This is a genomic window from Rathayibacter sp. AY1C1, from assembly GCF_002932105.1.
In the GTDB taxonomy this organism is placed as follows: Bacteria; Actinomycetota; Actinomycetes; order Actinomycetales; family Microbacteriaceae; genus Rathayibacter.
Genome location: NZ_PSWH01000003.1, coordinates 63,470 through 80,128, shown reverse-complemented (window position 1 = coordinate 80,128; position 16,659 = coordinate 63,470). Strand labels below are relative to the sequence as shown.

The window sequence follows — 16,659 nt, the reverse complement described above, 5'->3', positions numbered from 1 at the left end:
CTGCGCCCCAGCGGGTCTGTTTCACGTGAAACAGCCCCGGGAACGAGGAGAGCCCCCGTCACGACGTGACAGGGGCTCTCGGAGACCGCAGAGGGCGGTCAGGGGTGCGAACTCAGAGGAACGCGGCCAGGTCGGCCTCGAGGGCCGGCTTCGGCTTGGCGCCGATGACAGTCTTCACGACCTCGCCCTTCTGGTAGACCTTCATCGCCGGGATCGACGTGATCTGGTACTTCGCAGCGGTCTGCGGGTTCTCGTCGACGTTCAGCTTGACGATCTCGATCTTGTCGCCGTGCTCGGCCGAGATCTGGTCGAGGATCGGCGCGACCATGCGGCAGGGGCCGCACCACTCGGCCCAGAAGTCGACCAGGACGGTCTTCTCGGAGTCGAGGACGTCGGACTGGAACGATGCGTCGGTGACGCTCTTCGCGGTGGACATGGTGTTCTCTCCTTCACGAGTCGGCGGGCTGCCGGCTCCGATGTGCGATGACCGGACGGTCAGCGGGTGATGAGCTCGGCCCGGGGTGAGCCTTCGGTGTGGGCGGTGCCATCGGCGAGCGAAGCGAGGTAGTGCTCCGCGTCGAGGGCGGCGACCGTTCCGGATGCCGCGGCGGTGACGGCCTGACGGTAGGTCGGGTCGATCACGTCGCCGGCGGCGAAGACGCCGGGAACGGAGGTCTGGGAGGAGCGGCCGACCACCGAGATGGTGCCCTCGGTGGTGAGGTCGAGCTTGCCGTGCACGACGTGCGTGCGCGGGTCGTTGCCGATCGCGATGAACAGGCCGTCGAGGTCGAGGTGGGACTCGGTGCCGTCGACCGTGTCGCGCAGCTTCACGCCGTCGACGTGGTTCTCGCCGGTGATGCCGGTGACCTCGGCGTTCCAGATGAACTCGATCCTCTCGTTGTCGAAGGCGCGCTTCTGCATGACCTTCGAGGCGCGGAGCGAGTCCTTGCGGTGGATCACGTAGACCTTCGCGGCGTGCTTGGTGAGGAAGGTCGCCTCCTCCATGGCGGAGTCGCCCCCGCCGACGACGGCGATGGTCTTGCCCTTGAAGAAGAATCCGTCGCAGGTGGCGCACCACGAGACACCATGTCCCGACAGGCGGTCCTCATCGTGAAGGCCCAGCTTGCGGTACGCGGATCCGGTCGCGACGACGACGGTCTTCGCCTCGATGCTCTCGCCGGAGCCGAGGTGGACGGTCTTGACCTCGCCCTCGAGATCGAGGGAGGTGACGTCGTCGTAGAAGGTCTCGGCGCCGAACTTCTCGGCCTGCGCCTGCATCGAGGTCATCAGCTCGGGGCCGAGGACGCCGTCGGGGAAGCCGGGGAAGTTCTCGACGTCCGTCGTGTTCATCAGGTCGCCGCCGATCTCGACCGACGAGGCCACGACCACCGGGTGCAGTTCGGCGCGCGCCGCGTAGATGGCGGCGGTCCAGCCGGCGGGGCCGGATCCGATGATGACGATGTCGCGCACGGCAACTCCTCGGGGTCTGTACGAGCGGTGACGGGTGGGGCGGGAGCCGAGCACCCGGAGCCGGTCGCTCGAATCGTTCCGCGGCTCCGTGGGCTACAACACATCCTAGGCGGGCACTATTCCGCGGGCCCGGGAGTGCCGGTCGTGCCACGCGCCGCTCGATGCAGCAGCCCAGGAAATGCGATCTGACCAGGCTTTTACCGGAGCAGCATCAGCGGCCGAGTCGGCGGAGCACCGGAGCCAGGACGGCGCGCAGCTCCGGCACCCGGAGGAACCAGAGGACCGCGAAGTAGACGAGCGCCATCACGGTGCCGATCGCGGCCATCGAGAGCAGCGGCTCCACGTAGTTCGAGACGGCGAAACCGCCCGCGCGCGTGCCGCCGAGGGCGACCAGGACGCCGTAGCCGGCGGCGGCCGAGGGCACCGCGGCGAGGACGAACTGCGCGAGCCTCACGAGGATCCGCCTGCCTCCGCGGCCGCCGAGCCGGCGGCGCAGGAGGAGGGCCGCCACGAGGGCCTGCACGCAGATGCCGAGCGAGGTCGCAGCAGCGATGCCGACAGCGGTGCGGTCGGCGGGGAGCCGGAGCACGATCAGGTACCCGGCGACCGCCACGACGACCTGCACCAGGGTGAACAGGAACGGCCGCGCTCCGTCGCTCAGGGCGTAGAACGCGCGCTGCATGATGGCGATCGAGGAGAACAGCGGCAGGGCGATCACGTAGGCCACGGCGATCGCTCCGATGGCCTGCGCGTCCGCGAACGAGTCGGTGAAGACGGAGCCGAACGGCACTGCGACCACGACGATCGCGGCGGCGGCGAAGACGAGCATCATCAGCACCAGGCGGAGCGAGGTGGAGACGTCCGAGCGGAACTCCTTCATCTCCCCCCGTGCGGTGTGGCCGCTCATCTTGGTGAAGTAGGCCATGGCGATCGAGATCGCGATGACCGAGTGGGGCAGCATGAAGATCAGCCACGCCTTCTGCAGCGCCGCGGCCGAGGGCCCCTCGCCGGACGCGGTGGAGGAGACCTGGCTCTCGACGATGCCGGCGACGATGGTCAGCAGCACCGTGGCGAACGACCACAGCGACATCCGCCCGGCCGTGCCGAGGCCGACGCCCCGGAAGCGGAAGTCGGGGCGGTAGCTGAGGCCGACCCTCCGCCAGAAGAGCATCAGGAACAGCGACTGGACGACGATGCCCAGCGTCGCGCTCCCGCCGAGGAGGGTGACCATCGCCGGGGACCACGAGTCGACCGGACGGTTCCCCTCCGGATCGGCGCCGAACAGCACCATGAAGGCGACGAGCCCGGCGATCACCACGACGTTGTTCAGCACGGGCGCCCAGGTGAAGGGGCCGAACGAGCCGCGGGCGTTGAGCACCTCGCCGAGGATGGTGAAGAGACCGTAGAAGAAGACCTGCGGCAGGCACCAGAACGCGAAGGCGACGGCCAGCTGGTACTGCTCCGGTCCGTAGCCGGGCGCGTAGAGGCGCACGAGCAGGGGAGCGAGGACCGTGGCGGCGATCGTGGTCACCAGGAGCAGGCCGAGCGCCAGGGTCAGCAGGCGGTTGATGTAGCCGCGGCCGCCGTCGGCGTCGAGGCCCGCCCGCACGATCTGCGGGACGAGGACGGCGTTCAGAGCGCCGCCCGCGATGATCGAGTAGATCGTGTTGGGGAGCAGGTTCGCCGTCGTGAAGGCGTCCGCGCCCGGCGCGACCGCGGCTCCGATCGTGTTCGCCATGACGATCGACATGATGAAGCCGAGGATCCGCGAGACCATCGTGCCGGAGGCGAGGACGGCGCTCGCGCGTCCGAGGGAGAAGCTAGCCACGCGGGTCCGATCGCTGGTCGTCGAGGTCGGGCTGGACCTCGAGCACGGCGTTCGGGTCCTCCTCGTCCTCAGGGGTGTCGCCTCGACGGCGACGGCGGATGTTGCGGAGGATGCCGGCTCCGAAGACGACGACGAGCGCGATCCCGATGACCAGGGTGCCGACGGTCTCCCAGTCGGCGCGGACGCTGGTCGTCATGCCCGTGGGGGTGCCGATGGGGACACCCTGCGCCGAGGTCAGCTGCAGGCCGAGGCTCGTCTCGCCGTTGCCGACCCGGGCCTTCACGGGGATGAGGACGCGGCCCTGCGAGCGGGCGTCGATCTCGGTGGTCTCGATCGCCTCCTCGTCGATGTCGAGGACGGCGTTCGAGGTCGAGGCCTGGATGCGGACGGCGATCGGCCAGGGGAGCTCGTTGCGGACGTACACGGGGATGCTCGAGTCGCGGGAGACCTGCAGGATGCTGCCGGTCGCGTCGATCGACACCAGCGAGAGCGTCCGGTCGGCCTCGGTCATGGCCGCGCCGATGGCGTCGCCCCAGCCGCTGCCGTCTCCGCGCCAGGTCACCGAGAGCAGCGCCAGCACGTCGTTGCGGCTCTTGCCCGACAGCAGCTCCGGCTCCTGCAGCACGGAGGAGAACGCCTCGACCTCGGAGCCGGCGTCGAGCACGTCGCGCACCCGGTCGAGCCGCGACTCCGACTCCGGGGAGTCGACGACGCTCGCGCCCTCGGTCGCGGGGACGGCGAGGGCGGTGGAGAGGGCGACTCCGCGGGCCCAGGGCAGCGACTCGATCGCGTCGAGGGTCTCGGAGAGGCGTGCGGCGCCGATCGCCGAGCCGCGCCCGAGGGTGAGCACGACGTCCGGCGCGGTCCCCTCCTCCTGCACCTCGGCGAGATCGGTGGCGATCTCGGACATGCGGGCGCGCCACTCGGTGTCGTCGGTGGCGGTGGCGGCCGCGTCGAACGCCTCGGTGAGTCGCGAGTCGGCCACGACCAGGTCCGAGTCGCCGACGGTGGCGCGCGAGGTGGTGGTCACCTCCTCCGGCAGCAGGAGACCGGAGGAGGGGACGACCGTGCGGTTCACTCCGCTGGCCGCGTAGACGTCGAGGTCCGACCCGCGGAGAGTGCCCTCGTCGGGCCAGGCGACGCTGCCGAGGGAGGTGCTCCAGTCGGAGGCGAGCAGCGACTCGGTGCTCGGACGCGCCGGCAGGTCCTCGGCCGGCTGGTCGGAGTCGACGGCGACCGTGGGCGCCGGGCTGGCGGTGCCGGGGACCGCGGCGAAGCGGGTGTCGTCGATCGCGTACTCGAAGGAGGTGGGAGAGAGGAGCGCGGAGAGCCCGGCCTGAGCCTGGGCCGAGACGTCGGCGTCGGCGTACGGCAATGCGAAGCGCTCGTTCGGCACGGACTGCAGCCGGTCGAGCCAGTCGAGGGCCGACTCCGGAGCGGCGCTGCCGAGGATCCGGATCGAGGCGAGGATGCGCGGGTCGACCCCGATCGTGACGCCCTTCCCCGCGACCGCGTCGAGCTGCCGGGTGAGGGTCCCCGTGCCGTCGGTGTAGTCGGCGAGGGCCTCGGCCGAGAGCAGGCCGTCGGCCGTGTCCGGGACGGTGAGCGGGACGAGGACGCTGACCCCGGTCTCTCGCTCCGGGACCGCCGCGTCGTCGGTCAGCTCGACGGCCGTGCGGGCGGTCGAGACGACACCACCCGGACCGGTGACCGTGACGAGGACGGCGTGGGTGCCGAGCGCGGTCCGGTCGTTGGAGAAGGGGATCTGGTCGACCGGCACGGTGAGGCCGGCCTCGGCGGTGCTGGAGGGCAGCAGGCGCAGCTGGGCGGTCGCACGGACCGGGTCGGTGTCGTTGTCGGCCTCGGCGTCGAGCCAGTCGTGCAGCTCCGCGCGGGTGTCGAGGGTGGCGTAGGAGAGGGCGACCGTCACGTCGGCGCTGTCGATCGCCTCGGTGGTGCCGTTGCGCACGGCGATCGAGAGCTCGAGGTCCTGGCCGGGCCGCAGGACGCCGTCGCTGCCGGCCCCGGCGGTCGTGGTGACGGTGCCGGGAGCGGGCGTCGAGGTCGCCGTCGCGGCGGCGACCGGGGCCGCGAGGGCGGGGGAGGCCACGCCGGTCAGGCCGAGCGCGAGGGCGGCAGCACCTGCCGAGCGGAGCAGGAGGAGGGCCGCCCGCGAGCGGCGGGAGCGGAGGGAGGGGTCGCGCCGATGCATCGGACTCACTCGGCCTCCATGCGGGTGATTCTACGGGCAGCCCTCCTCGGGGCAGGCGGTGCGTCCGCTGTGCAGGCGGTTCCCCCCCGTAACCCCCTGGCACGGTCACCCGCTGCCGGGACACCCCCCGCCACTAGGATCGTGCGAATGCACAGCGTCCAGACCGCTCTCGAGACCCTCCGCGCGCTCGCGGGGACGCCCACGGTGACGCGGCTGGCGGAGTCGTTCGCGGCCCAGGGCCACGAGCTCGCGCTGGTCGGCGGCCCGGTCCGCGACGCCTTCCTCGGCCACGGCGTGCACGACCTCGACTTCACCACCTCCGCACGCCCCGACGACATCGTGCGGATCGTCGCTCCGATCGCCGAGGCGCACTGGGACATCGGCCGGGCCTTCGGCACGATCGGCGCTCGCGTGGCCGGCGAGACGGTCGAGATCACGACCTACCGCAGCGACAGCTACGACGGGGTGAGCCGCAAGCCCGAGGTCGAGTTCGGCGACTCGCTCGAGGGCGACCTGGTGCGGCGCGACTTCACGGTCAACGCGATGGCGCTGCGGCTCCCGGAGGTCGTCCTCGTCGATCCCTCGGGAGGAGTGGAGGACCTGCTCGCCGGCCGGCTGCGCACCCCCTCCCCCGCCGACCTCTCCTTCGGCGACGATCCGCTCCGGATGCTCCGCGGCGCGCGCTTCACCTCGCAGCTCGGATTCCGCACCACCGACGAGGTCGAGTGGGCGATGGCCGAGCTCGCCGGCCGGATCGACGACGTCTCGGCGGAGCGCGTGCAGGAGGAGCTGCGGAAGCTCCTCGCGACCGCCTCGCCCCGTGCCGGCCTGGAGCTGCTCGTCGACACCGGTCTGGCCGGTCGCTTCCTCCCGGAGCTGCCCGCGCTGCGCCTGGAGCAGGACGAGCACCACCACCACAAGGACGTCTACACCCACAGCCTCACCGTGCTGGAGCAGGCGATCGCGCTGGAGGAGTCGCGGCACCCCGGAGCCGCGCCCGACGTCGTGCTGCGGCTCGCCGCCCTCCTGCACGACATCGGGAAGCCGGCCACGCGGCGGCTCGAGCCGGGCGGAGCGGTGAGCTTCCACCACCACGACCTGGTCGGCTCCAAGCTCGCGATCAAGCGGATGCGCGCACTGAAGTTCGACAACCAGACGATGAAGGACGTGGCCCGCCTCATCGAGCTGCACCTGCGCTTCTTCGGGTACACGGACGGCGCGTGGACCGATTCCGCGGTGCGCCGCTACGTGACCGACGCGGGGCCGCTGCTCGAGCGTCTGCACATCCTCACCCGCGCCGACGTGACCACGCGCAACCGCCGCAAGGCCGACCGGCTCGCGCACGCCTACGACGACCTCGAGGCGCGCATAGCCGAGCTCGCCGAGAAGGAGGAGCTCGCCTCCAAGCGCCCCGACCTCGACGGCACGCGGATCATGGAGATCCTCGGCCTCGCCCCGGGCCCCGAGGTCGGGCAGGCGTACCGGTTCCTGCTGGAGCTGCGGCTCGAGGAGGGTCCGCTCGGCGAGGAGGTCGCGACGCAGCGGCTCCGCGAGTGGTGGGCGTCGCGCTGAGGCGCTGAGCCGGGCCCCGTGCCCGCCTCGCCGTGCGCCCGGGATGGTGCGCCTCGAGCGGATCCGTCCGGCGCGTCGCGGCGGTCCTGTTGTAGTCTGTACAGGTTGTCCACGACCAGACGCACTCGCGTCCGCGGGAGTGGGCAGATGCTACATACCCTCCTGTCACGGAAATACCGTGGCCGTTCAGTCCGAAGGAGGTGGGTTAGTGACGCATCAGTACGAGATCATGGTCATCCTGGACCCCGAGATCGATGAGCGCACCGTCGCTCCGAGTCTCGACAAGTTCCTCAACGTCATCCGCACCGATGGTGGATCCATCGACAAGGTCGACGTCTGGGGCCGCCGTCGTCTGGCGTACGAGATCAACAAGAAGTCCGAGGGCATCTACGCCGTCGTCGACTTCACGTCGACCTCCGCCGCAGCGAACGAGCTCGACCGTCAGCTGAAGCTGTCCGAGGCCGTCATGCGCACCAAGGTGCTGCGGGCCGAAGAGGGCATCGCCCAGGTCGCTGCCGCCGCGAAGCTCGCCGACGAGAAGGCCGCCCGCAAGGCTGCCAAGGCCTCGGCCGCTCCCAAGGCGTAGCGCTCATGGCCGGCGAGACGATCATCACCGTGGTGGGGAACCTCACCGCCGACCCCGAGCTGCGCTACACGCAGGGCGGGCTCGCGGTCGCGAACTTCACCATCGCCTCCACGCCGCGCACCTTCGACCGTCAGGCGAACGACTGGAAGGACGGCGAAGCGCTGTTCCTCCGCGCCTCCGTCTGGCGCGAGTTCGCCGAGAACGTCGCAGGAACGCTGACCAAGGGCAGCCGCGTCATCGCGACCGGCCGCCTGAAGCAGCGCTCCTACGAGACGAAGGAAGGCGAGAAGCGCACCAGCATCGAGCTCGAGATCGACGAGATCGGGCCCTCGCTGCGCTACGCGACCGCGCAGGTCACGCGCGCCTCCGGTGGAGGCGGACGCGGCCAGGCCGGTGGCGGCCAGGGCAACGGCGGTCAGATCGGCGGCGGCCAGGGCGGCTTCGGCAGCGGCGGTCAGGGGGGCTCCGGCAACGCCGGCGGCAACCGTGGCGGTCAGGCCGAGGAGCCGTGGGCGCCGAGCGCTCCCGCCGGTGGCGACGTGTGGAGCACGCCGGGCAGCTACAACGACGAGACGCCGTTCTGAGCCTCGGCTCGGACGCTCTCCTCACCTGAATCACGCCTCCCCCGCACCGCGATCGCTCGCGGCGGGGCAGGGGCGAACCAGAATCTAAGGAAACCACTATGGCTGGAAAGAGCAGCGGCGACCGCCGCAAGCCGATCCGCGGCAAGGGCGCGAAGAACGCGGCCCCCGCGAAGTCGGTCCGCGTGGGTGTCATCGACTACAAGGACGTCGCGACCCTCCGCAAGTTCATCTCGGAGCGCGGGAAGATCCGCGCCCGTCGTATCACCGGCGTCTCCGTTCAGGAGCAGCGCCTCATCGCCCGTGCCGTCAAGAACGCCCGCGAGATGGCGCTCCTGCCCTACGCCGGCAGCGGAAGGTAGGTAACGGTATGTCCAAGGTCATCCTGACCCACGAGGTCGACGGACTCGGCTCGGCCGGCGACGTCGTCGACGTGAAGAACGGGTTCGCCCGCAACTACCTCATCCCGCAGGGCTTCGGCGTCGCGTGGACCCGCGGTGGCGAGAAGCAGGTCGAGCAGATCAAGTCGGCGCGAGCCGCTCGTGAGCACAAGACCATCGAAGAGGCCCAGCACACCAAGCAGGTCCTCGAGGCCAACCGCGTGAAGCTGACGGTCAAGGCCGGCAAGGACGGCCGCCTGTTCGGCTCGGTGAAGACCTCCGATATCGCGAACGCGGTGGCGGCGGCCGGATTCGGCGAGCTCGACAAGCGCAAGATCGTCATCTCGAACGCGATCAAGCACGTCGGCGAGCACGAGGCCGTGGTGCGTCTGCGCGACGACATCCAGGCCACTGTGAAGCTGCAGGTGGTCGCGGCCAAGTAAGGCCGCGAGAACGCCGCCGAGGGCGGTGCGACGGGACTTCCGAGTCCCCTCGCACCGCCCTTCGTCGTTCCCGTTTTCCACAGCTCCATCCACATACACCCTCCGGCGGGACCAACCTTCACTGTGGTCTTGAGACTCTTTTCCCCACACACCTGTGGAAAGCAGGAAATGCCTGGTCAAGAGCCGGAAAAAACTTGTCGAGGGCCGCTGATCCCACAGGGTTGTCCACACGTTGCCCACAGTGGGCCCGGCGTTTCCCCTCGGTTCTGCACAGCTCTCTCCACAGGGCGGTTTGCGTGCCGCGGGCGGCGGTCCGTAGGGTGGCGCAGCGCCCCGCGAGGGGTGCGGGCAGGCGCCCGTGCGCCGCTGTCGGAGGTCGCTGGTAGACCGGATCCCGGCACCGGCTCGACCGGACGCGCAGCACCCGACAGGAGGAGGCGAAGGCATGACGATCGCGCACCTGGCGGTACCCGGCTCGGACGGACGGGACGGTCGCGGAGACCGCGGCGAGTCACGCGGGAACGAGCGGACCCCTCCGCACGACCTCCTCGCCGAGCAGTCGGCGCTGGGCGGCATGCTGCTCTCGAAGGACGCGGTCGCCGATGTCGTCGAGAGCGTCAAGGGCACCGACTTCTACATCCCCAAGCACGAGATCGTCTTCGACGCGATCCTCGCCCTCTACTCGCACGGCGAGCCGACCGACGTCATCGCGGTCACCGACGAGCTCACGAAGCAGGGCGAGCTGCAGCGGGCCGGCGGCGCCGACTACCTGCACACGCTCACCTCGATGGTCCCCACCGCGGCCAACGCCGGGTACTACGCCTCCATCGTCGCCGAGCGCGCTCTGCTGCGCCGCCTCGTCGAGGCGGGCACCCGCATCGCGCAGATGGGCTACCAGGGCGAGGGCGAGGTGCTCGACCTGGTCAACACGGCGCAGGCCGAGATCTACAACGTCACCGGCTCCGAGACGGCGGAGGACTACGTCCCGCTGACCGATGCGGTGACCGTCGCGATCGACGAGATCGAGGCGGCCGCTCACAAGGACGGCAGCTTCACCGGCGTCCCCACCGGCTTCGCCGACCTCGACGACCTGACCAACGGCTTCCACGCCGGGCAGATGATCATCGTCGCCGCGCGCCCCGCGCTCGGAAAGTCGACGCTGGCGCTCGATTTCGCCCGCGCCGCCGCGATCAAGCACAACATGGCCACGATCTTCTTCTCCCTCGAGATGGGGCGCAGCGAGATCGCGATGCGCCTCCTCTCGGCCGAGGCGTCCGTGCCGCTGCAGCACATGCGCAAGGGCACGGTCGACCAGCGCGACTGGACGACCATCGCCTCAACCCGTGGCCGGATCAACGACGCGCCGCTCTACATCGACGACTCGCCCAACATGACTCTCGTCGAGATCCGGGCGAAGTGCCGCCGACTCAAGCAGCGGGTCGGGCTCAAGATGGTCGTCATCGACTACCTGCAGCTGATGACCTCCGGCAAGAAGGTCGAGAGCCGCCAGCAGGAGGTCTCGGAGTTCTCGCGTGCCCTCAAGCTCCTCGCGAAGGAGCTGCAGGTGCCGGTCATCGCGCTCTCGCAGCTGAACCGAGGCCCCGAGCAGCGCGCCGACAAGCTCCCCGCCATCTCGGACCTCCGCGAGTCCGGCTCGATCGAGCAGGACGCCGACATGGTGATCCTCCTGCACCGCGAGAGCGCCTACGAGAAGGACAACCCGCGCGCGGGCGAGGCCGACCTTATCGTCGCCAAGCACCGCAACGGCCCGACCCGCACGGTGACCGTCGGCTTCCACGGCCACTTCTCGCGCTTCGCCGACATCCCGGCGGTCTGACGTGACAGGCGCCGCTGCCGTCCCCGAGCCCGTCGACGTCCCGCTGGGCGGCGGGTCGATCCGCCTGGGCCAGTTCCTCAAGTTCGCGGGGATCCTCTCGGGCGGCGAGGCCAAGGAGGCGGTCGCCGAGGGGATGGTGACCGTCAACGGCGAAGTCGATCTGCGCCGCGGGCGCCAGCTCGCCGTCGGCGACGTCGTCGGGTTCGACCGGAACCGCTTCCGCGTCTGCGAGTGAGCGCGGCCGCGCCTCGACGGGTGCGATCGGCCGAGACGCCGCGGAATGGATGAGACGCCGCTCAGAGGCGGGCGCGTCGGCGTGTTGAGCGGTGGCTCGGCGCACACTGGCTCCTGGACATCCCGGGACGACAGGAGACGCGCGTGCAGCTCGGCATTCACTTCATGGACTTCACCCTTCCGGGCGGGAGCGCGGGGATCGCGCCGATCATCGGAGCGACCGCGCGGACGGCCGAGGACGTCGGCTGCGCCTGGTTCACGCTGATGGACCACTACTTCCAGATGGAGCACTTCGCGACGAGCGAGGATCCGATGCTCGAGGGCTACACCTCGCTCGGCTTCGTCGCCGGCCGGACGGAGCGGATGCGGCTGGGTCTCCTCGTCACTGGCGTGACGTACCGCCATCCGGGACTGCTCGCGAAGATCGTCACCACCCTCGACGTGCTCTCCGGCGGGCGCGCGATGCTCGGCATCGGCGCCGCCTGGTACGAGCGCGAGCACCTCGGGCTCGGCGTGCCGTACCCGCCGCTGAAGGAGCGGTTCGAGCGGCTGGAGGAGACGCTGCGGATCTGCCGTCAGATGTGGAGCGACGACGACGGGCCGTTCGAGGGGACGCACTACCGGCTGGCCGAGACGCTGAACCACCCGGCGCCGATCCAGCAGCCCGGCCCGCCCATCCTCATCGGCGGCGGCGGAGAGAGGAAGACGCTGCGGCTGGTCGCGCAGTACGGCGACGCCTGCAACCTGTTCGGCACCGGCGCGGACGACGTGGCGCACAAGCTCGACGTGCTGAAGCGGCACTGCGACGACCTCGGGCGCGACTACGCGACGATCACGAAGACCATCACGGGGGGCGGCGATCCGATCGGCGACCCCGACGGCTTCGTCCGCGCGATGGAGGAGTACGCAGCGCTGGGGATCGACCACGTGCAGCTGGCGCCGGCCGGGCCGGATCCGGAGGGGTACGTCGCCCGGCTGGGCGAGGGCGTGATCGAGCGGCTGGCGGCTCTCGGCTGAGGGCTCCCGGGACGCACAGCATTCCGCCCGGTTCGGGTGCCGCGGGCGTCGCCGCTGATCCGCTCCGCCGGCCGTGTCCGCCGTCACCGGCGCGAGGACTCCGGTGGCGAGGATGTCCCGGGTCGGGGGACGTCGTCGGCGGATCCTGCCCCCCGTCAGGGTCGCGGCGTAGACGCGGGCGAGGAGCGCGACCCACGGTTCGAGCCTCCCACCTCGGGTTATTGAGCTCACGCTGACGTGGGCAGATCGCTGGCCTCATGCCGCACGTGTCCTCTCGCACCTCGCTCCGCCGTCATCGGCAGAACCGCAGAAGAGGGGCGATCGGGACGGGTGTCGTCCTCGCCGTCGTCGGCGCCGCGCTCTTCGCCGGCGTCTCGGCGCAGGCGGCCACTGCTCCCGACCTCGGCACGGCGGAGGACTACTCGGTCCTGGCCGCGTCGACCGTGACGAACACGGGGTCGAGCGTCCTCGACCAGAACGTCGGGGTCAGCCCGCTGACCGCCGTCACCGGGTTCCCGCCCGGGCGGACGGACGGAGTGATCCATCGCGGAGACGCGGAGGCGGCGCAGGCCCAGGCCGACGTGGGCACCGCCTACGGACAGCTCGCCTCGCAGGCGACGACGGCGCAGATCGGCGCCGAGATCGGCGGCCGGACGCTGAAACCCGGGGTCTACACCGCGGCCGGACCGGTCGGAGTGACAGGGACGCTCACGCTCGACACCGAGGGCGTCAACGAGGCGGTCTTCGTGATCCGCGCCGCGTCGACGCTGACGACGGCCTCGTCGAGCACGGTGGCCCTGATCAACGGAGCGCAGGCCTGCAACGTCTACTGGCAGATCGGCAGCTCCGCGACGCTCGGCACCGACTCGGACTTCGTGGGCTCCGTGCTCGCCTCGGCCTCGATCACGGTGACGACGGGCGTCTCCGTCGAGGGCCGCGCACTGGCCCGCACGGGAGCGGTCACGCTCGATTCCAACGACTTCACCGAGCCGGGCTGCGAGCCCTCCGACGGCGGACCGTCGCCGACGGCTACGCCGACCGTGACGCCGACGGTCACGCCGACCGTGACGCCGACCGTGACCCCGACGGCACGCCGACCGTGACGCCGACCGTGACCCCGACGGTCACGCCCACCGTGACGCCGACGGTCACGCCCACCGTGACGCCGACGGTCACGCCGACAGTCACACCGACCGTGACGCCCACGGTCACGCCGACGGTGACCCCGACCATCACGCCGACCGTGACCCCGACGGTGACCCCCACCGTCACGCCGACCGTGACCCCCACCGTCACGCCGACCGTGACGCCGACGGTCACACCCACTGTCACGCCGACCGTGACTCCCACCGTCACCCCGACGGTGACTCCCACCGTCGTGCCGACGGTGACTCCGACGGTGACTCCCACCGTCGTGCCGACGGTGACTCCGACGGTGACTCCGACGATCGCGCCCACCGTCACTCCGACGGTGACTCCGACGATCGCGCCCACCGTGGCTCCGACGGTCACGCCGACGACCACGCCGACGGCGACCCCGACCGTGGCTCCGACGGCGACCCCCACCCCCACGCCGACCGCGACGCCCACGGCCTCGCCCACTCCGACCGCGACCACAGCGCCGCGACCGGCGCCCTCCCACGCCGCGGTCGTTCCCGTGTCCGGGTCGAACGGTCCCCGCGGTCCGGCTCTCGCCTCGACCGGAGTGGACGCCGCAGCGACGGCGACCGCCGGAGTGCTGGGCCTGCTCGCCCTGCTCGGCGGCGGTCTGATGCTCCTCACCCTCCGACGCCGCGGTGAACGCACCGGGAGCTGATCCCGGCTGATCACCGGCAGCTGATCACCGCCAGGCCGTGCGCCGGACTCCCGAGGGGTCCGGCGCACGTCTGTGCCCACGATCGCGCTCCGCCCGTCCCTCCGGTGTCCTCGCCGATGCGCGCTGGCCCGCTCGTGCGTCGAGACGCCGCTCCGAGCGTCGGGACACCGCTGAGCAGGCGGTGTCCTCCGCGTTCTCGCGGAGGGCGGGGGCGTCAGCCGGAGGACTCCCGCGGCACGAAGCGGACGGGCATGGCCTGCACGCCCGCGGTCGGACGTCCGTGGATCGCGTTCGAGAGCTCCTCCGCGGCGGCGCGGCCGAGCGTGTCGAGCATCATGTCGATGCTCGAGAGCGGCGGGCGGGCGGCCTCGACGAGGAGGTCCCAGTTGTCGAAGCCGACGACGGCCACGTCCTGCGGCACCTGCCGGCGGGTCTCGCGCAGGTGGTCGAGGGTGCCGCGGGCGATCTGGTCGCTCGCGCAGATGATCGCGTCGAGGTCCGGATGCGCGCGCAGCAGCGACTCGGCGCACTGGCGGCCCCAGCTCTCGGACCACTGCCCGAAGAGGACGCCGCCGCCGACCAGCGGCAATCCCGCCTCCGTCAGCGCCTGCTCGACGCCCCGGGCACGGTCGTGTGCGGCGGTGTAGCTCGGCTCGCCGTTGACGAGGGCGATCCTCGTCCGTCCGCGCTCGATCAGGTGGCGGGCGGCGAGGACGCCGGCCTGCACGTTGTCGGGCGTGAAGGAGGAGTCGCGCGGATCCTCCGAGGGCGCGTAGGCGTAGACGACCGGCACCGGGATGGTGCGGGTGATCGAGGGGCGCGGGTTCGTCGTCCGGCCGAGCACCACGATCCCGTCGACGCGCTTGGCGAGCAGGTTCTTGATGTGGTGCTGCTCGCGGATCGAGTCGCCGCGGGCGTCGCAGAGGAGCACCGACGTCGATCCGGCGCCGAACGCGTCCTCGGCGCCGAGCAGCACGGGGAGCACGAAGCGGTTGTCGAGGTCGTTGGTGAGCATCCCGATGGTGCCCGTGCGCCGGGAGTTGAGGGCCTGCGCGAACGGGTTCGGGGTGAAGGAGAGGGCCTCGGCGGCGTCCAGCACGCGCTGGCGGGTCTCGGCGCGCACCTGGTCGCGGCCGTTGAGCGCCTTGGAGGCGGTGGCGATCGAGACGCCGGCGGCGGCCGCCACGTCGGTGAGCGTGATGGTGCCGGTGGGCTTGCGTGGTGGCACCGCGCCTCCGTTCCGGGCCCGGCGGGCCGCCGCGTCGATCCTCGCACGACTCCGGCGAAAAACCGAAAAGACCGAAAAGGTCGCATCTCTTGACGCGCTGACCGCCCCTGCCTAGGTTTACCCGACAGAAAGTAGTTTCGGCCCGGCGTAGACGATCGGGACGACTGCCGAGGAATCCGTCAACGACGAAGGGATCATCCGTGAAGACGAGGAAGCACGCTCGGGGCCTCGCCGCCGCCGTCCTGCTGGGGACGGCCGCCGCCGCACTGACCGGCTGCGCGAGCGGCTCCGGGGGAGACTCCGGCTCCGCCGCGGGAGGCAGCTACACGTTCTGGGACCCGTACCCCCAGTTCGACGAGTCGTCCGACTGGGCGAAGCTCATCGACTCCTGCGGGACCGAGGCCGGCGTCACCGTCGAGCGCACCGGCTACGACACCACCGACCTGACCAACAAGGCGCTGCTCGCCGGTCAGCAGGGCAACTCGCCCGACCTCCTGCTCGTCGACAACCCCGTTGTCTCGACGCTCGCGGAGTCGGGCATCCTGACCACGACCGCCGAGTCCGGGCTCTCCACCGAGGGGATCGACGCGAACATCCTCGCGGCCGGCCAGACCGGCAGCGACACCTTCGGCGTGCCGATCGGCGCCAACACGCTCGCGTTGTACTACAACAAGGCCGTGCTCGAGAAGGCCGGCGTGGACGCCGCCTCCATCACCGACTGGGCCGGGCTGACCGACGCGCTCGAGAAGGTCACCGCCTCCGGCGGCAAGGGCATCACGTTCTCCGGCATCGGCACGGAGGAGGGGACCTTCCAGTTCCTGCCGTGGTTCTGGGGCTCCGGCGCCGAGCTGACCGACCTCGACTCGCCCGCCGCGGTCGACGCCGTCTCGCTCTGGAGCGACTGGCTCGAGAAGGGCTACGCGCCCAACTCCGTGATCGGCAACACGCAGACCACGAGCTGGCAGGAGTTCGAGACCGGCGAGTACGCCTTCGGCGAGAACGGCACCTGGCAGCTGGCCAACGCGAAGGCCTCGGGCATCGACTACGGCGTCCTGACCATCCCGTCGAAGGACGGCGGAGCGGCCCCCGCACCGACCGGAGGCGAGTTCCTCACCCTCCCGGTGCAGTCGGACACGGCGCGCTACGAGACCTCGAAGCAGATCGCCGAGTGCCTGACCTCGACGGAGAGCCTGGTCACGACCGACAACACGCTCTCGTACATCGCGCCGACGGCCGAGGCGCAGCAGGAGCAGGTCGCCGGCAACGCCGACCTCGAGCCGTGGGTCACCGCCGTGCAGGCCGCGAAGGGCCGCACCTCGGACGACCTCGGCACGAAGTACCCGAAGATCTCGGAGCAGCTGTGGGGCGCGGTGCAGACCGTGCTCAGCGGCTCGCAGTCTCCCGAGGACGCCCTGAAGGCCGCCCAGTCGGCCGCCGAATCCGCCACGAAGTAGG

The 16,659-nt window shown here is 71.0% G+C and carries 16 protein-coding genes; 10 read left to right on the top strand and 6 right to left on the bottom strand.

The window, feature by feature from the left end:
• Nucleotides 1-112: 112 nt before the first annotated feature.
• The 4 genes from trxA to C5C71_RS02455 all read right to left on the bottom strand — a co-directional run bounded on the left by trxA (nucleotide 113) and on the right by C5C71_RS02455 (nucleotide 5,510).
• Entirely contained in the window at nucleotides 113-436 is a 324-nt protein-coding gene (gene trxA, locus C5C71_RS02470; protein WP_104222687.1) for a thioredoxin, read from the bottom strand.
• A gap of 59 nt (nucleotides 437-495) precedes the next feature.
• On the bottom strand, nucleotides 496-1,470 hold the full coding sequence (gene trxB, locus C5C71_RS02465) for a thioredoxin-disulfide reductase (protein ID WP_104225794.1): 975 nt from the start codon (nucleotides 1,468-1,470) through the stop codon (nucleotides 496-498).
• A gap of 211 nt (nucleotides 1,471-1,681) precedes the next feature.
• On the bottom strand, nucleotides 1,682-3,298 hold the full coding sequence (gene murJ, locus C5C71_RS02460; RefSeq protein WP_258062842.1) for a murein biosynthesis integral membrane protein MurJ: 1,617 nt from the start codon (nucleotides 3,296-3,298) through the stop codon (nucleotides 1,682-1,684).
• A complete protein-coding gene (locus C5C71_RS02455; protein WP_104337098.1) occupies nucleotides 3,291-5,510 on the bottom strand; it encodes a DUF6049 family protein in 2,220 nt (739 codons plus the stop codon). Before C5C71_RS02455 ends, murJ begins: the two co-directional genes overlap by 8 nt.
• Nucleotides 5,511-5,657: 147 nt before the next feature.
• Here C5C71_RS02455 and C5C71_RS02450 point away from each other — a divergent pair, with 147 nt between their 5' ends.
• The 9 genes from C5C71_RS02450 (at nucleotide 5,658) to C5C71_RS02410 (ending at nucleotide 13,263) form a co-directional block, all read left to right on the top strand.
• Entirely contained in the window at nucleotides 5,658-7,082 is a 1,425-nt protein-coding gene (locus tag C5C71_RS02450; protein ID WP_104337097.1) for a CCA tRNA nucleotidyltransferase, read from the top strand.
• A gap of 208 nt (nucleotides 7,083-7,290) precedes the next feature.
• The gene (gene rpsF, locus C5C71_RS02445) at nucleotides 7,291-7,668 is read left to right on the top strand and encodes a 30S ribosomal protein S6 (RefSeq protein WP_068207796.1); all 378 of its coding nucleotides are present in this window, start codon (nucleotides 7,291-7,293) and stop codon (nucleotides 7,666-7,668) included.
• Nucleotides 7,669-7,673: 5 nt separating this feature from the next.
• Nucleotides 7,674-8,252 (top strand): single-stranded DNA-binding protein, encoded by a 579-nt coding sequence (locus C5C71_RS02440; RefSeq protein ID WP_104268810.1) that lies wholly within the window; start codon nucleotides 7,674-7,676, stop codon nucleotides 8,250-8,252.
• Nucleotides 8,253-8,350: 98 nt separating this feature from the next.
• Complete coding sequence (gene rpsR, locus C5C71_RS02435; RefSeq protein WP_055784551.1) at nucleotides 8,351-8,611, top strand: 30S ribosomal protein S18; 261 nt, start codon at nucleotides 8,351-8,353, stop codon at nucleotides 8,609-8,611.
• A gap of 8 nt (nucleotides 8,612-8,619) precedes the next feature.
• Nucleotides 8,620-9,072 (top strand): 50S ribosomal protein L9, encoded by a 453-nt coding sequence (gene rplI / locus C5C71_RS02430; protein ID WP_104222692.1) that lies wholly within the window; start codon nucleotides 8,620-8,622, stop codon nucleotides 9,070-9,072.
• A gap of 445 nt (nucleotides 9,073-9,517) precedes the next feature.
• Nucleotides 9,518-10,909, top strand: coding sequence for a replicative DNA helicase (dnaB, locus tag C5C71_RS02425; protein ID WP_104225797.1), 1,392 nt, complete (start codon nucleotides 9,518-9,520; stop codon nucleotides 10,907-10,909).
• 1 nt (nucleotide 10,910) lies between these two features.
• Nucleotides 10,911-11,144: an RNA-binding S4 domain-containing protein gene (locus C5C71_RS02420; protein WP_104247028.1), complete on the top strand. Its 234-nt coding sequence runs from the start codon at nucleotides 10,911-10,913 to the stop codon at nucleotides 11,142-11,144.
• Nucleotides 11,145-11,287: 143 nt separating this feature from the next.
• Nucleotides 11,288-12,160: an LLM class F420-dependent oxidoreductase gene (locus C5C71_RS02415; protein ID WP_181065633.1), complete on the top strand. Its 873-nt coding sequence runs from the start codon at nucleotides 11,288-11,290 to the stop codon at nucleotides 12,158-12,160.
• A 266-nt stretch (nucleotides 12,161-12,426) separates the two neighbouring features.
• On the top strand, nucleotides 12,427-13,263 hold the full coding sequence (locus tag C5C71_RS02410) for an ice-binding family protein (RefSeq protein WP_219814145.1): 837 nt from the start codon (nucleotides 12,427-12,429) through the stop codon (nucleotides 13,261-13,263).
• Here the strand turns inward: C5C71_RS02410 and C5C71_RS17435 are convergent.
• A complete protein-coding gene (locus C5C71_RS17435) occupies nucleotides 13,214-13,777 on the bottom strand; it encodes a hypothetical protein (RefSeq protein ID WP_181065632.1) in 564 nt (187 codons plus the stop codon). The genes C5C71_RS02410 and C5C71_RS17435 overlap by 50 nt on opposite strands.
• Nucleotides 13,778-14,190: 413 nt before the next feature.
• Entirely contained in the window at nucleotides 14,191-15,204 is a 1,014-nt protein-coding gene (locus C5C71_RS02400; protein ID WP_104337095.1) for a LacI family DNA-binding transcriptional regulator, read from the bottom strand.
• 200 nt (nucleotides 15,205-15,404) lie between these two features.
• Between C5C71_RS02400 and C5C71_RS02395 the strand changes: the two genes are divergently transcribed.
• Entirely contained in the window at nucleotides 15,405-16,658 is a 1,254-nt protein-coding gene (locus C5C71_RS02395; RefSeq protein ID WP_104247031.1) for an extracellular solute-binding protein, read from the top strand.
• The last annotated feature ends 1 nt before the right edge of the window (nucleotide 16,659 follow it).

Excerpts from the sequence above, each read along its gene's own strand:
- trxA (WP_104222687.1), bottom strand. The coding sequence starts at position 436 with ATGTCCACCGCGAAGAGCGTCACCGACGCATCGTTCCAGTCCGACGTC.
- C5C71_RS02455 (WP_104337098.1), bottom strand. The coding sequence starts at position 5,510 with ATGCATCGGCGCGACCCCTCCCTCCGCTCCCGCCGCTCGCGGGCGGCC.
- C5C71_RS02450 (WP_104337097.1), top strand. The coding sequence starts at position 5,658 with ATGCACAGCGTCCAGACCGCTCTCGAGACCCTCCGCGCGCTCGCGGGG.
- C5C71_RS02440 (WP_104268810.1), top strand. The coding sequence starts at position 7,674 with ATGGCCGGCGAGACGATCATCACCGTGGTGGGGAACCTCACCGCCGAC.
- rpsR (WP_055784551.1), top strand. The coding sequence starts at position 8,351 with ATGGCTGGAAAGAGCAGCGGCGACCGCCGCAAGCCGATCCGCGGCAAG.
- rplI (WP_104222692.1), top strand. The coding sequence starts at position 8,620 with ATGTCCAAGGTCATCCTGACCCACGAGGTCGACGGACTCGGCTCGGCC.
- dnaB (WP_104225797.1), top strand. The coding sequence starts at position 9,518 with ATGACGATCGCGCACCTGGCGGTACCCGGCTCGGACGGACGGGACGGT.